The organism is Leifsonia sp. Leaf336, from assembly GCF_001423695.1.
Lineage (GTDB): Bacteria > Actinomycetota > Actinomycetes > Actinomycetales > Microbacteriaceae > Leifsonia.
Genome location: NZ_LMOZ01000001.1, coordinates 950,878 through 965,864 on the forward strand (window position 1 = coordinate 950,878; position 14,987 = coordinate 965,864).

General features: G+C 69.8%; 12 protein-coding genes. 7 read left to right on the top strand and 5 right to left on the bottom strand.

The features are described from left to right. The 3 genes from ASF88_RS04630 (at position 1) to ASF88_RS04640 (ending at position 2,647) form a co-directional block, all read left to right on the top strand. The gene (locus ASF88_RS04630) at positions 1-987 is read left to right on the top strand and encodes an amino acid ABC transporter permease (protein WP_055914850.1); all 987 of its coding nucleotides are present in this window, start codon (positions 1-3) and stop codon (positions 985-987) included. Continuing rightward, complete coding sequence (locus ASF88_RS04635) at positions 984-1,772, top strand: amino acid ABC transporter ATP-binding protein (RefSeq protein WP_082518748.1); 789 nt, start codon at positions 984-986, stop codon at positions 1,770-1,772. The genes ASF88_RS04630 and ASF88_RS04635 overlap by 4 nt, the downstream gene beginning before the upstream one ends. 65 nt (positions 1,773-1,837) lie before the next feature. Further along, positions 1,838-2,647 carry an SDR family oxidoreductase gene (locus ASF88_RS04640; RefSeq protein WP_055914855.1) on the top strand — a complete coding sequence of 270 codons (810 nt, stop codon included), beginning with the start codon at positions 1,838-1,840 and terminating at the stop codon, positions 2,645-2,647. Positions 2,648-2,675: 28 nt separating this feature from the next. On the opposite strand, the gene hrpA is transcribed toward ASF88_RS04640, so the two are convergent. Then, a complete protein-coding gene (gene hrpA, locus ASF88_RS04645; protein ID WP_055914858.1) occupies positions 2,676-6,554 on the bottom strand; it encodes an ATP-dependent RNA helicase HrpA in 3,879 nt (1,292 codons plus the stop codon). A 75-nt stretch (positions 6,555-6,629) separates the two neighbouring features. Between hrpA and ASF88_RS04650 the strand changes: the two genes are divergently transcribed. From ASF88_RS04650 to ASF88_RS04660, 3 genes are all read left to right on the top strand, one after another. Then, complete coding sequence (locus tag ASF88_RS04650) at positions 6,630-7,253, top strand: hypothetical protein (RefSeq protein WP_157498235.1); 624 nt, start codon at positions 6,630-6,632, stop codon at positions 7,251-7,253. A 5-nt stretch (positions 7,254-7,258) separates the two neighbouring features. Beyond that, entirely contained in the window at positions 7,259-7,549 is a 291-nt protein-coding gene (locus ASF88_RS04655) for a transcriptional regulator (protein WP_055914864.1), read from the top strand. Positions 7,550-7,650: 101 nt separating this feature from the next. Beyond that, positions 7,651-9,219: a long-chain-fatty-acid--CoA ligase gene (locus ASF88_RS04660; RefSeq protein ID WP_055914867.1), complete on the top strand. Its 1,569-nt coding sequence runs from the start codon at positions 7,651-7,653 to the stop codon at positions 9,217-9,219. A 20-nt stretch (positions 9,220-9,239) separates the two neighbouring features. Here the strand turns inward: ASF88_RS04660 and ASF88_RS04665 are convergent, their stop codons facing one another. From ASF88_RS04665 to ASF88_RS04675, 3 genes are all read right to left on the bottom strand, one after another. Next, positions 9,240-9,650, bottom strand: coding sequence for a hypothetical protein (locus tag ASF88_RS04665; RefSeq protein WP_055914870.1), 411 nt, complete (start codon positions 9,648-9,650; stop codon positions 9,240-9,242). 48 nt (positions 9,651-9,698) lie between these two features. Beyond that, positions 9,699-11,405, bottom strand: coding sequence for a hypothetical protein (locus tag ASF88_RS04670; protein ID WP_055914873.1), 1,707 nt, complete (start codon positions 11,403-11,405; stop codon positions 9,699-9,701). A 190-nt stretch (positions 11,406-11,595) separates the two neighbouring features. Next, positions 11,596-12,429 (bottom strand): aldo/keto reductase, encoded by an 834-nt coding sequence (locus ASF88_RS04675; protein WP_055914876.1) that lies wholly within the window; start codon positions 12,427-12,429, stop codon positions 11,596-11,598. 58 nt (positions 12,430-12,487) lie between these two features. Here ASF88_RS04675 and ASF88_RS04680 point away from each other — a divergent pair, with 58 nt between their 5' ends. Beyond that, positions 12,488-14,350, top strand: a complete 1,863-nt coding sequence (locus ASF88_RS04680) for a thioredoxin domain-containing protein (protein WP_055914878.1) — start codon at positions 12,488-12,490, stop codon at positions 14,348-14,350. Between the two features lie 15 nt (positions 14,351-14,365). On the opposite strand, the gene ASF88_RS04685 is transcribed toward ASF88_RS04680, so the two are convergent. Beyond that, on the bottom strand, positions 14,366-14,977 hold the full coding sequence (locus tag ASF88_RS04685; protein WP_055914881.1) for a dihydrofolate reductase family protein: 612 nt from the start codon (positions 14,975-14,977) through the stop codon (positions 14,366-14,368). Positions 14,978-14,987 lie beyond the last annotated feature (10 nt).

The window sequence follows — 14,987 nt, forward strand, 5'->3', positions numbered from 1 at the left end:
ATGTCGCAGGGCAACCCGGCCGGTCCGGCGACGGGATCCGTCCCGTCGCCGGCCGGCGCCCCGCCGTCCGAGCCGATCAAAGCGGTCAAGCTGCGTCACCCCTGGCGCATCGTCATAGCGATCGTCCTCATCCTGCTGGTCGTCTGGTTCGTCATCGACGCCTCCCAGCGATCGGCCTACGGCTGGCAGTACGTCGGCAAGTACGTCTTCGACAAGCGCATCAGTGCTGCTGCGCTCGTGACCCTCCAGTTGACGATCTACTCGATGATCATCGGCGTCATCCTCGGTCTGATCCTGGCCGTGATGCGGCTGTCGCCGAACCCGGTCGTCAAATCGGTGGCCTGGCTCTACCTCTGGATCTTCCGCGGCACCCCTGTGTACGTGCAGCTGGTGTTCTGGGGACTGTTCTCGCTGATCTACCCGCACGTCTTCCTCGGTGTGCCGTGGACCGACTTCGGTCTGACGCTCGACCTGGGCTTCATGCAGAACGCGTTCATCATCGCGATCATCGGCCTGGCGCTCAACGAAGCCGCGTACATGGCCGAGATCGTGCGCGCCGGCCTGCTCTCGGTCGACTCCGGGCAGGAGGAGGCGGCGACCGCTCTCGGCATGTCGTGGTGGCAGACGATGACCCGCATCGTCATCCCGCAGGCCATGCGTGTGATCATCCCGCCGACGGGCAACGAGGTCATCTCGATGCTGAAGACCACCTCGCTCGTCGCGGCCATCCCGCTGACCACCGACCTCTACGGTGTCGCCCGCGACATCTCCGCGGTCACCTACACGCCGATCCCGCTGCTGATCGTCGCCTCGCTCTGGTACCTGCTGTTCACCTCCATCCTGATGATCGGCCAGTACTTCCTCGAGAAGCGGTTCTCGCGCGGCGTCAACATGCGGCGACCCGACAACAAGGAGCCGGCGCTTGCCACGGGCGCGCTGCCGGCGGCCGGCGCACCCGACGGCAACGACCTGGGAGGCAAGGGATGACCGACGCAACTTCGAGGGCCGGTGTCACGCCGATGGTCCTCGCCGAGGGCGTCTCGAAGAGCTTCGGCTCCAACGAGGTGCTCAAGTCGATCTCGCTGTCGGTGCGGCCGGGAGAGGTGCTCTGCATCATCGGGCCGTCGGGCTCCGGCAAGTCCACCTTCCTCCGCTGCATCAACCACCTGGAGCGCGTGGACGCCGGCCGGCTGTCCGTCGACGGCCAGGTGGTCGGTTACCGCCAGCACGGCGACAAGCTGTACGAGCTGAAGCCCAAGGAGGCCGCACGCCAGCGACAGGACATCGGCATGGTGTTCCAGCGGTTCAACCTGTTCCCGCACATGACGGCGCTCGAGAACATCATCGAGGCGCCGATCCGGGTGAAGGGCCTCCCGAAGGCTCGCGCGGTCGAACGCGGCAACGAGCTGCTCGCCCGCGTGGGGCTGGCGGAGAAGGGCGACCACTACCCGGCGCAGCTCTCCGGCGGCCAGCAGCAGCGCGTGGCGATCGCCCGTGCGCTCGCGATGGATCCGAAGCTGATGCTGTTCGACGAGCCGACCTCCGCACTCGACCCCGAGCTGGTCGGCGAGGTGCTCGACGTGATGAAGGGCCTCGCGGCCTCCGGCATGACGATGGTGGTCGTGACCCACGAGATGGGCTTCGCCCGCGAGGTCGCGGACGAGCTGGTCTTCATGGACGGCGGCGTGGTCGTCGAGGCGGGCGACCCGCGTGAGGTGCTCGCGAACCCGCAGCACCAGCGCACGCAGGCCTTCCTGTCGAAGGTGCTGTAGCACCGCATCAGTCATCGGAGCGGGCGTCGTCCCGCCACGTCGTCGCCCTCTGGCAGAATCGTCGGATGGACAACGACGCCCGCTCCTCCCGCCCCGTCGTCTTCATCACGGGCGCCAGCCGCCCGAACTCGATCGGGGCGGCGATCGCCCGCAATCAGGCCTCCCTGGGCTGGGACGTCGCGTTCGCCTTCTGGGACGACTACGACGCCTCCATGCCGTGGGGAGCGCAGGAGCGCGCCCACGACGCCTTCGCCGACGAGCTGCGGGCGCTCGGCGCGCGTGCCCTGCCGGTGGCCGTCGACCTCTCGCATCCGGAGTCGCCCCGGCTCGCCGTCGAACGCGTGCGCGCGGGCCTCGGGCCGATCCAGGCGCTCGTGGCGAGCCACGCCCACTCCGTCGACAGCGGCGTGCTCGATACGAGCGTGGAGGCGTTCGACGCGCACTTCGCCGTGAACTCGCGCGGCACGTGGCTGCTGATCAAGGCGTTCGCCGAGCAGTACGCGCAGCCGTCGGCAGTGTCGTCGGAGGTCGGCGGCGCTCCGGCGATGGGCCGCATCGTCGCGCTGACGAGCGATCACACCGCCCACAACCTCCCGTACGGTGCCAGCAAGGGAGCGCTCGACCGTATCGTCATCGCGGCGGCCGTCGAGCTCGCGCACCTCGGGATCACCGCGAACCTCGTCAATCCGGGGCCGATCGACACCGGGTGGATGACGCCCGACCTCGCCGAAGCGCTCGCCGCCGAGACCGCGCTCGGCCGCCTCGGCCGCCCGCAGGACACCGCGGACCTGGTCGCGTTCCTGCTGTCGGTGTCCGGCGGCTGGGTGAACGGCCAGCTCCTCCACTCCAACGGAGGCTTCCACCTCCCGGTCTAGCCGCCGCGAGACCTAGCCGTGCCGCGACCTAGCCGCCGAGCACCTTGCGGATGCGCTGGATCGACACCGTCTCGGCCGTTCCGAGCGACTGCGCGAAGAGCGAGACGCGGAACTCCTCCAGCATCCAGCGCGCGTGCACGAGGTTCTCCGGGGTGTGCGGCGCCGGCGGAATCCGGCCGCCGGCCTCCGCGTAGAGCGCGGTCGCGGTCTCGACCTGGGTCTGCCAGGCGCGGTCGCGGCCGGGGTTCGTCGGCAGCGCCTGCATGCGCTGCGTGATGCCGTTCAGGTAGCGGGGGAGGTGCTTGAGCTGCTCCAGGCCTGTGGCCGACACGAAACCCGGCCCTCCGCTTTTATCAGCCCAGACCAGGCCGGCCAGCTGGGTCTTGGCGTCGTTCAGCGAGGGGAGGTACACGAGCGAGGTCGTGCCGCCGATCGCCTTCTCCGCCGCCCGCGCTGCCGTGAGGATGCGCGTGACCAGCGCGACCGTCTCGAACATCGAGTCCATGACGACGCCGGACACCCGGTCGCGGACCGCCTCGAACTCCGCCCTCATGAACAGCTGGCCGTCGGGCTTCATCCGATAGAGCACCGAGTCCACGACGGCGAGCAGGCAGTCGTCGAACAGCGCCTTGGTGTTCGGATACGGGCTGGCCGCGAGTGTCAGCTTCTCGTTGGCGGTGAGGTGCTGCTGCACGTACGCGACCGGAGAGGGGACGCTCGCCAGCAGCAGCCTCCTGACCCCGCCCGGCAGGGCGCGCGCCTGCTCGGCGGGCGTCGACATCAGCCGGACGCTGACGCTCGCGCCGTCGTCGACGAGCGCCGGGTAGGCCCGGATGGTGTTGGTCGTGCCGTTCGGGCCCCTCTGGGTCGTGTCGAGGTGACGGGGCAGCTCGTCGAGGTCCCAGGTGGTGAGCCCGGATCGCTCGATGGCGTCGGGCATGCGCGCCTCCGCGACGCGGGCGACCGAGTCGCGGGCGCGCGAACGCAGCCGCTCCTGCAGGGCGGCGAGGTCTTTGCCGCTCGCGAGCGGACGCCCGCGCTCGCCGATTACCTGGAACGTCGGCCGCAGGTGGGCCGGGAGCCGGTCGAGGTCGAAGTCCGCGCCGGTGACCCGGGATCCCGTCTGCCGCGAGATGGTCGCCGCCAGGGTGTCGGCGAGGGAGGCCGCCGGCTTGCGGCCGTCGTGGGCCTCCATGCCGGCAGCTCCCGCCAGCTCGCCGAGCAGGCGCTTGGCCCAGTCGGCGGCGGGCACGACCTGGCGGCGGATCGCCTTGGGCAGCGACTTGATCATCGCAGTGACCAGCTCCTGGCGGAGCCCCGGCACCTGCCAGTCGAAGCCGTCGGGCACGAGCCCGGCCAGCAGGGCGAGCGGCACCTGCACGGTCACTCCGTCGTCCTCAGCGCCCGGCTCGAAGCGGTAGCGCAGCGTGAGTCTCTGGTCGCCTTGCCGCCACACCGGCGGGAAGGCCTCCTCGTCGATCCCGGCCGCGTCGTCTTCGAGCAGCGCCTCCGGGGTCATCGTCAGAAGGTCGGGCGTCTCGTTCCGCGCCTTCTTCCACCAGCCCTCGAACGACCGCGTCGAGACCACGTCGGCCGGGATACGGGCATCGTAGAACTCGAAAACGGCCTCGTCGTCGTTGAGGATGTCACGGCGGCGCGTGCGCTCCTCCAGCTCGCGCAGCTCGGCGAGCAGTTTGCGGTTGGCGCGGTCGAACGCCTGCCGCGAGTCCCACTCGCCGTCGACGAGTGCGTGGCGGATGAACAGCTCGCGCGACAGCTCGGCGTCGATGCGCGCGTACTGCACGCGCCGCCGTGGGATGATCGGGACGCCGTACAGCGTGACCCGCTCGTACGCGACGACCGCGCCCTGGCTCTTCTCCCAGTGCGGCTCGCTGTACTGCCGCTTGCAGAGGTCGCCGGCGATCGGCTCGGCCCAGGCCGGGTCGATGGTCGCGTTCATCCGGGCGAAGAGCCGGGAGGTCTCCACGAGCTCGGCGGACATGATCGCGTTCGGCTGCTTCTTGGCCAGTGCCGACCCCGGGAAGATCACGAACCGGGTCTGGCGGGCACCGAGGTACTCGGACTGCCGCTGGCCGCGTGCGGAGCCCTTGTTGCCGCTTTCGCGGAGGTCTTTGAGCCCGATGTGCGAGAGCAGGCCCGCCAGCAGCGACCGGTGGATGCCGTCGGGGTTGATCGACGGCTCGGCGAGGGTGAGCTCGAGCGGCCGGGCGAGCTGGCGCAGCTGCCGGTAGACGTCCTGCCACTCGCGCACGCGCAGGAAGTTGAGGTACTCGGCCTTGCACAGCCGCCGGAACGCGCTGGAGGACAGCTCCTTCTGCTGCTCCTCCAGGTAGTTCCAGAGGTTGAGCAGCGTGAGGAAGTCGCTGGTGGGATCGACGAAGCGGGCGTGCTTCTCGTCGGCGCTGCCGCGCTTCTCGACGGGCCGCTCGCGAACGTCCTGGATCGTGAGGCCGGCGACGATCGCCATGACCTCCCGGGAGGTGTTGTGCCGCTTGGACTCGACGACCATGCGCGCGAACCGCGGGTCGATCGGCAGCTGGGCGAGCGACCTCCCCACCTTCGTGAGCGCGTTCTCGCCGTTCTTCGTGGTGATGGCGCCGAGCTCCGCGAGCAGGTCGAGCCCGTCTTTGATGCCGCGCGAATCCGGAGGTGTCAGGAACGGGAACGCGGCGATGTCGCCGAGGCCGAGCGAGATCATCTGCAGGATGACCGCGGCGAGGTTGGTGCGCAGGATCTCCGGCTCGGTGTACTCGGGGCGCTTCTCGTAGTCCTCCTGCGAGTAGAGCCGGATCGCGATCCCGTCGCTGGTGCGTCCGGACCGGCCGGATCGCTGGTTGGCGCTGGCCTGCGAGATCGCCTCGATCGGGAGGCGCTGCACCTTGGCGCGCGTCGAGTAGCGGCTGATGCGGGCGGTGCCCGCGTCGACCACGTACTTGATGCCCGGCACCGTCAGGCTGGTCTCGGCCACGTTGGTGGCGAGGACGACGCGTCGGCGGACCCCCGGCATCGAGGATGGCTGGAAGACGCGGTGCTGCTCCGCCGACGAGAGCCGGCCGTAGAGCGGCAGCACTTCGGTGCCGGGGAGGCTGCGGCCGCGGATGGCGTCGGCGGCGTCGCGGATCTCGGTCTCGCCCGAGAGGAACACGAGCACGTCGCCCGCTGCCTCCCTGGCGAGCTCGTCGAGCGCGTCGTTGATGCCCTGGAGGTAGTCGCGGTCGGCCGACGGAACCGGATCCGGTTCATCGTCGTCGTCGGCCTCCATCGCCTCGGCGACGAGCGGCCGGTAGCGGATCTCGACAGGGAACGTGCGGCCGGAGACCTCCACGATCGGAGCGGGGGTGCCGTCGGCGGCGGCGAAATGCGCGGCGAAGCTCTGCGGGTCGATGGTGGCGGAGGTGATGATCAGCTTGAGGTCGGGCCGCTTCGGCAGCAGCTCGCGGAGGTAGCCGAGGAGGAAGTCGATGTTGAGGCTGCGCTCGTGCGCCTCGTCGATGATGATCGTGTCGTACTTGCGCAGCAGTCGGTCACGGTGGATCTCGTTGAGCAGGATGCCGTCGGTCATCAGCTTGATCCGGGTCGCCTTCGACACGCGGTCGGTGAAGCGCACCTGGTAGCCGACCAGGTCGCCGACGTTCTGGCCGAGCTCCTCGGCGATGCGCTCGGCGATCGTGCGGGCCGCGAGCCGCCGCGGCTGGGTGTGCCCGATGCTCTCGCGGCCGAGTTCGAGGCAGATCTTCGGCAGCTGGGTCGTCTTGCCCGAGCCGGTCTCGCCGGCGACGATCACGACCTGGTTCTCGCGGATGGCGCGCGCGATCTCGTCGCGCTTCTGGCTGACGGGCAGCTCGGGAGGGAAGGCGATGCGGGGGAGGGCGACCGAAGTGGACATGAGCCCTCCAGTCTATCCGTTTCGTGTTCCGCAAATCTCTTGCGCGTGCAGAGTACTTTGTGTTACAAAGTCAGCATGAACGAGAACATGTCCGGAGACGCCCGGGAGATGCTCGACCTGATCGACGGTCAGCAGCGCCGCGTCGACCGTGGGCACCGCCTCCCCGTCGTCTGGCTCTACACCGTCTGGGCGGTGGCCTGGCTGATCGGGTTCCTCGCCCTCTACCTCGCCCAGCTCGGCGTCTTCGCGCCGACGGCCGCCGGCATCGTCTTCGGCGTGCTCATCGTCGGGTCGATCGTGGCCTCCGCCGTCATCGGCTCGCGGATCGGGCGCGGGGTGCGCGGGGAGTCCCAGTTCGCGGGCACCGTCGACGGCATCTCCTGGTCGGTGTGCTCCGTCGCGTTCGCGCTCGTGGGCATCGGACTGATCGCACAGGGGATGCCGGGGGAGCTCGCCGGCGTCTACTTCCCGAGCGCCTACGCGCTGATGTGCGGCACGCTCTACCTCGCGGGCGCCGCGATCTGGGGCGACCGGCTGCAGCTCGCGCTGGGGCTCGCCCTCCTCGTGGTGGGCTCGGTCGCGCCGTTCCTCGGCCTCGGGCCGAACCTCCTGCTCATGGCGATCGCGGGCGGGGTCGTCTTCGGCGCCGGCGCGGTGATCACCCTCGGCACGCTGCGCGCACCGCAGTCGCGGCGGTGACCCGCGTGGACGAGCTCGACCCGGTCATCCACGCGGCGGCCCGACTCAAGATCACCGCCACCCTGGCGACCGTCCCGGACGGCGGCAGCATGTCGTTTCCCCGGTTGCAGGAGCTGCTCGACCTCACCGCGGGCAACCTCGCCACCCACCTCCGCAAGCTGGAAGACGCCGGGTACGTGGAGGTCGAGAAGGCCCATCGCGGGCGCGTGCCCGTCACCTACCTCGCACTCACCACCGCCGGCCGTCGCGCCTTCGAGGACTACACCGCCACCCTCCGCTCCATCCTCGGCGCCTGACGCCGGTTCTGACGCGGACGGGGGCGTTGCGGAGCGCACGCACCGTGACGTACGTTTCCCTCAACCCGAACGGGTCGTCAACGTCGACGAAGGAGCCCCCCATGCCTCACGGCTACGCCACCATGTCCGTCGCCAGCATCCTGGCCGAGACCGCGCACCGGATGCCCGACAACGTGGCGTTGATCTTCAACGGCCAGGAGATCGCCTACGGCGACCTCTGGGACCAGACCCGCAGCTACGCGGGCGCACTGCGCGATCTCGGCGTCGGCCCTGGCGACAAGGTCGCGTTGATGATCCCGAACGTGCCGGACTTCCCGCGCGCGTACTACGGCGTCCTCGCGCTCGGCGCGGTCGTCGTTCCTATCCACGCCCTGCTCAAGGCCGGCGAGATCGAGTACGTGCTGCGCGATTCCGGTTCGAAGCTCCTGATCTGCGCGGCGCCGCTGCTGGCCGAGGGGGCGAAGGGTGCGGCGCTCGCCGGCATCGACACGCTCTCGGTGCTGGTTCCCGACGACCTGGTCGAGCAGCTGCCGTTTCCGCGACTGGAGGAGCTGGCAGCGCAGGCGGAGCCGGTCGTGACCTACGTTCCCCGGCATCCGATCGACACCGCGACGATCCTCTACACGAGCGGCACCACAGGCAAGCCGAAGGGTGCAGAGGGCTGCCACTTCTCGCTCGTCGAGCAGGTGAACGTGCTGCTCAGCACCACGCTCGACCTCGAGCCGACCGACCGCATCCTCGGCTGCCTCCCCCTCTTCCACACGTTCGGCCAGACCTGCGTCATGAACATGGGCTTCCGCGCCGGAGCCGCGGTGGTGCTGGTGCCGAAGTTCGACCCGGCGACGGCGCTCCAACTGCTGAACGCGCACCAGTGCACCGTCATGACCGGCGTGCCCACGATGTACATCGCGCTGCTGGAGGCCGCCAAGACCAACCCCGAGCGGCCCCCGCTGCGCTACGGCATGAGCGGCGGGGCCGCCATCCCGGTCGCCGTCATCGAGCGCATGAAGGAGGTCTACGGCATCGACGTGCACGAGGGCTACGGCCTCACGGAGACCTCGCCGGTCGCGTCGTTCAATCACCGCGGGAGGCCGACGCGCGTCGGCACCGTCGGCCAGCCGATCTGGGGCGTGGATGTCGAGATCGCCGATGCGGAGGTCGACGACGCGATCCGACTGCTGCCGCGCGGCGAGCTCGGCGAGATCGTGGTGCGCGGCCACAACCTGATGAAGGGCTACCTCAACCTCCCGGAGGCGAACGCCGAGGCGATGGTCGACGGCTGGTTCCGCACCGGCGACCTGGGCACGAAGAGCGACGACGACTACATCACGATCGTCGACCGCAAGAAGGACATGATCGTGCGCAACGGCTACAACGTGTACCCGCGCGAAGTGGAGGAGGTGCTCTCTACCCATCCCGCCGTCGCGCTCGTGGCCGTGTTCGGTGTCGCGCACGAGACGCACGGCCAGGAGATCATGGCGGCGGTGACGCTGATGCCGGGCTCTGAGGCCTCCCCGGACGAACTGGTCGCCTTCGCGCAGGAGCGGGTCGCGGCGTACAAGTTCCCGCGGCGGGTGGAGATCCTCGAAGTGCTACCGCTCGGCCCGAGCGGCAAGGTGCTCAAGCGGGAGCTCGTGGCGCGCTTCGAGGAGCAGGCGCCCGTCGGCTGACCGTCGACGGAGGCGTGACGTTACGGCGCGGTGTCGAGCGTGCGCAGCCGGTACGAGGAGTGCAGGTAGTACGAAGCGAGCACCGCGTAGACGATGCACGCGACGGCGGGCACGAACGCCGTCTCCGGCTTGCTCGCGAGCGCGCCGACGCACGAGATGAAGGCGAGGACCCCGAGCACCGCGCCCAGCCAGAAGCCGGCCGCGGGCCTCGCGGTGGCGCGCCACCAGGGGCGCGGGTCCTCGCGGTTCTCCTCGGCGCCGCGGAAGGTGCGCGTGCCGACCAGCACGTAGGCGACGTTGAGCACGGCGACGACCAGCACGTCCAGCGCCGCGTTCACGAGCCGGTCGATCACGAAGAAGTTGAGCGCCAGGATCAAGCCCAAGGCGCCCACGATGTAGATGATCTTCCCCGTGATGGACGTGATTCTCACGGTGCGAGCCTAGCGGCGATGCGCGCGGGGGCGCTCAGGACCCTGCAGTTATCGTCCGCGTCGTGCCGCGGTGATGGTTTGCCGGCCGTCTTTGATCCGGAAGAACGCCCAGAAGGTGACTGCTCCGCATGCGAAACCTGCATAGAGGGCCACCCACACGGCGAGGGCGAGAGAGACTTCACCCCATGCTTGCGGCAGAGGCATGAGAACGACGAAAAACGTCGCGAGACCTGCCGCATAGACGAGAGCCCAGATCCACCGGTTCCATCGGAAGACGGCCGCCCCGCCGAGCCCGGTGATCGGCAGGAGCGCCACAGGCAGAGTCGACAGTCCGGCGACCGCCAGACCGGCCAGCAGGTCGCAGGCGAACTGTGAAACCACGCCCGGCCGGCTGCCGATGGCCGGCTTCAGCGCCGAGTATGCCAGCCAGCTGCCGAGCCCGAGCATGAACGCATAGGCAACGCCGACGAGGACTGTGCGTGCGCTCTGAACAGTGCTCAGCGAGGCGCCGAATGACAGGCCGACGACGAGACCGAAGACGATCCCGGGTTCGAACCCTGTCAACCGTGAAAGCAGCACCGCGAGAATGACGACGAGGAGCGAGAGCCATTTGAACTCGATCGACGGCTTCAACGCCGGGTCTGTGGAGTGGATCACCCGCTCGACGACCAGCCATCCGATGACGGAGAGAACGATGAACACCGCCGCCGAGCTGAGGAGTACGCGGGCGGACCCGAGATTGAGACCGAATTGAGGATCCACGAAGCCGGAGATGATCGATGCGAGCGCGACACCGAGCGTGACCGTGATCCACGTTGCGACTTTCGCGGGGCTGCCCGGGCGGGTCGCGTTCTCACGGCGGCGTTTCACCCACGGGAACAACTCGTCGTAGTGTTTCGAGACGGTCGACTCGATCAAGACGCCAGGGAATCCGATCAGGAGCAGCAGAATCAGAGTGACCGCGGCCAGAATGACCGCAGATGTCGCCGTCATGCGAACCCGCTGAACCGGAGTCAACGCGGTGTAGACGGAGTCTGCGTCTGGCCTCCCGGTGGCGAGCTCGGACGCGGTGTGTCCGCCGGGAGGTCTGACCTCCGTGATGGCTGCAGGCGTCGATGGCGTCGGAGAGGGCGAGGGCGTTCCCTGCGCCGGGCTGCTCGGTGCCGTCTCGAGCTGACCCGGCGGCACGACCCTGATTCGCTTGCTGTCAGACCGTGTCGTGTCGGTTCCGTCGGCACCGACGATATGGAGTTCGACGCTGAATGTGTGCAGGCCGTCGATCGATGATGGGAAAACGGAGGCTGCGATGAAGAAGCTCCACGATGCAGCGAACTGGCCGCCTGTCTCGGTGAAGTCCATCGCTATCTGCGTGTAATTGCATTTGCTGCCGGCGGCCGCTCCGTCGTCGTCGCAGACAGCGTGACGGTCGACGGTCACCGCGGACCATACGGTGGGTGAGCCACGGGGTGTGCGACTCGAGCCGGAAAGCGCGGGTCCGGCATGGTAGGCGGCACCGCCGATGATGGTCCCGCCCGGCGTGGGACTCGGTGTGGGTGTGGGACTCGAATCGGAAGGTGAGGGTCCGAAACTGTAGCCGGCCTCGCCGGTGAGGGTCGGGCCCGGCGTCCCGTCGGCGCCCACGTCGAGGATCCTCGACGGGCTCGTGATCGTCACGTAGTCGGAAGCGTCCGGTTCCGGCGAGGCAGCGCTCAGAACGAAGCCTGCGGCCGCTGCCACGACGACGAGCGTCACCATCCGGAACACGTGGATCGAGTCCGGTGACGGAGCGCGGCACGGGATCAGCGGGATGCGACGTGCCGCAGGGCCCTGACTTGACCCGCCGGTTCTGGTGGCCACGGGAGACCCCAGCACGTGGGGCAGCATGGGCGCAATGATCGTCCTCCCTGGACGGCGTTGGCAATGGTGTCGCCGCCCAGGGATGCGGTCAGTTGACCTCGTCGGGGTGGGCGCTGACGCGGCCCTCGCGCTCCATCGACGAGATCGCGGCGACCTCGTCGGCGGTCAGCTCGAAGTCGAACACGTCGAAGTTCTCGGCCATGCGCTCGCGGCGGTTCGACTTGGGGAAGACGATGTTGCCGGTCTGGAGGTGCCAGCGGATGACGACCTGGGCCGGCGTCTTGCCGTGCGCGGCCGCGGGGCCCGCGACCTCCGGAGCCTCGAACAGCGGGTACTTGCCCTGGCCGAGCGGACCCCACGCCTCGATCGCGATGCCGTGCTCGCGCGAGAACGCGGTGACCTCCGGCTGCTGGTGGGCCGGGTGCAGCTCGATCTGGTTGACGGCGGGCACGACCTCGGTGTTCGCGAGAAGCTTGGTCAGGTGCGGCACCAGGAAGTTCGAGACGCCGATGGCCTTGGCCCGGCCGCTCGCGTAGATCTTCTCGAGCGACTTCCACGCCTCCACGAAGGTGTCCTTCTGCGGGGTCGGCCAGTGGATGAGGTAGAGGTCGACGTAGTCGAGGCCGAGCTTGGCGAGCGACTCGTCGAAGGCGGCCTCGGCATCGGTCTGCCGGTCGTTCCAGAGCTTGGTGGTGATGAACAGCTCGTCGCGGGCGATTCCGGAGGAGGCGAGCGCGGCGCCGACGCCCTCCTCGTTGCCGTAGATCGCGGCGGTGTCGATGTGGCGGTAGCCCACCTCGAGGGCGTCGGTGACGATGCGGGTCGTCTCGGCCGGGTCGACCTTGAAGACGCCGAAGCCCAGCTGCGGGATGGTGGTGCCGTTGTTCAGAGTCAGGAGCGGGGTATTTGCGTGTGCAACCATATCGCCCAGCTTAGCAAGGGCGGCCGTAGGGTGAGCGCATGACGAATCGGGTGGGCGCATGACGAATCGGCTCGGGGACGCGATCAGCCCGTATCTGCGCGCGCACGCCGACAACCCGGTCGACTGGTTCCCCTGGGGTCCGGAGGCGTTCGCCGAGGCCCGCCGCCGCGACGTGCCCGTGATGATCTCGATCGGGTACGCGACCTGCCACTGGTGCCACGTGATGGCCAGGGAGAGCTTCAGCGACCCGTCGATCGCGGCGCTCCTGAGCGAGCGTTTCGTCTCGATCAAGGTCGACCGCGAGGAGCACCCCGACGTCGACGCCGCCTACCTCTCGGCGGCGAGCGCCTTCACCGACGGCCTCGGCTGGCCGCTCACCGTCTTCGCCACCTCCACCGGTCGCGCCTTCTTCGCCGGCACCTACTTCCCGCCGACGCCGATGGGAGGCCGTGCCTCGTTCCGTCAGATCCTCGACGCGGTCGCCGATGCCTGGCTGAACCGCCGCGACGAGGTGGAGTCCGACGCGGTCCGCGTGGGGGAGGCGCTCGCCGAGGCGGCCGCCCGTGCGACGAGGGTCTCCGACCTCCCCGGCGAGCGCAGCCTCGACGCGGCCGTCGCGGGCCTGGCCGAGACGGAGGACCCGCAGTTCGGCGGTTTCGGCGCCGCACCGAAGTTCCCGGTCGCCCCGGTGCTCGGCTTCCTGCTCGAGCGGGCGACCGGCCGGGAGCTCGCCTACCGCACACTCCGGCGGATGGCCGCGTCGCCGCTGCGCGACCCGGTCGACGGCGGATTCTTCCGCTACGCGACCCGGCGCGACTGGAGCGAACCGCACTACGAGCGCATGCTGTACGACAACGCGCAGCTCCTCGACGCGTACGCCACGGCGTGGGCGCAGACCGGGGAGGGCTGGGCGCAGGAGACCGCCGACGGCGTCGCCGCGTTCCTGCTCGGCGTGCTGCGCCGGCCCGGCGGCGGTTTCGCGTCGGCGCAGGACTCGGAGAGCGAGATCGACGGCGCCCGGGTGGAGGGCGGCTATTACCGCGTGCCGGTCGAGGAGCGCGCGCGGCTGCGGCCTCCCGCACTCGACGAGAAAGTCCTGACGGGGTGGAACGGCTTCGCCATCTCCGCGCTGGCACGCGCGGGACGCATCCTGAGTCGCCCTGCGTGGATCGCCGCGGCGAGCGAGTCGGCCCGTGCCGTGCTCGCGACGCACCGCCGGGCCGACGGCACGCTCGGCCGCGCCTCGGTGGCCGGCCGGACCTCCGACGCGGTCGCCACGCTCGAAGACTACGGCGGCCTTGCCTGCGGCCTCCTGGAGGTCGCACTCGCGAGCGGCGACGCGCAGGCCGCGATCGACGCGCGCGACCTCGTCGACCTGTGCCTGGAGGCCGAGCGCGGCGACGACTGCCCGTTCGGGGTGCCCGGAGGCGGCGACGCCGTGCTGGAGTCGACCGGCCTCGCCACGCGGGTCGATCCGTCGGAGGGCGCGTACCCGTCGGGGCTGACCGCGATGGCGACGGCGGCGCACACGCTGTTCCTGATGACCGCGAGCCGGCGCTACGAGCGCGCGGCCCGGGAGGCCATGCGGCTCGTCGCCGGGCCGGCCGTGAGCGTGCCGAGCGCCTTCGGGGCGGCGCTCGCCTTGATGTCGCGACTCGACGGCGAGGCTCGTCAGCTGGTGGTGGTGCGATCCGTCGACCGGCAGGACGTCGACGGCGACCCGGAGGGGCTCGTCGCGGCGGCGCGCCGTCACCCCGCCGAGCTGGTGGCGATCGTCGACGAAGGCCATGCCGGAGAGTTCGCGGAGGCCGGCTTCGAACTGTTCGAGGGCCGCACCGCGCGTGGCGGCCTCCCGACGGCGTACCTCTGCCGCGATTTCGTGTGCAGGTTGCCGGTCACGTCACCGGCGGAGCTGGGCTGAGCCGAGCCGGAACGCTCAGCGCACGACCCGGTAGGTCAGATGCGCGACCTGCGGCGTGACCCGCGACCGCAGCAGCTCCAGCTGCAGCGGAGGCACCCGGTCGAAGACGCGCTCGCCTGCGCCGAGGGTGAGCGGCACCACGTGCAGCCGCAGCTCGTCGACGATGCCCGCCCAGAGCGCCTGGTTGAGCGTCTCGGCGCCTCCGGCGATCGCGACGTCGGCCTCCCCGGCGACGGCGCGCGCCCGGTCGGTGGCCGAGTGGATTCCGTCGGTGACGAACTCGAACGTCGTCCCGCCCTCCATGACCACCGGGTCGCGCGGATAGTGCGTCAGGACGAACACCGGCGCGTGGTACGGCGGATCCTCGCCCCACCAGCCGCGCCACGCGGCGAGATCGCCGCCGTCCGGCCAGTCGCCGCGGATGGGCCCGAACATGTTGCGGCCCATCACGTACGCGCCCGCCGCGGTGATCGCGGCGATCTCCTCGACGTGCTCGTCGGCGTACTCGAACATCCAGGTGTGCAGCCGTTCCACCCCGCGCTCGCCCAGCGGGTTCTCGAGCGACTGGTTGGGCCCGGCGGCGAACCCGTCGAGCGACACGGCGATATCGGCGGTGACGATCCCCATGCCGCCAGGT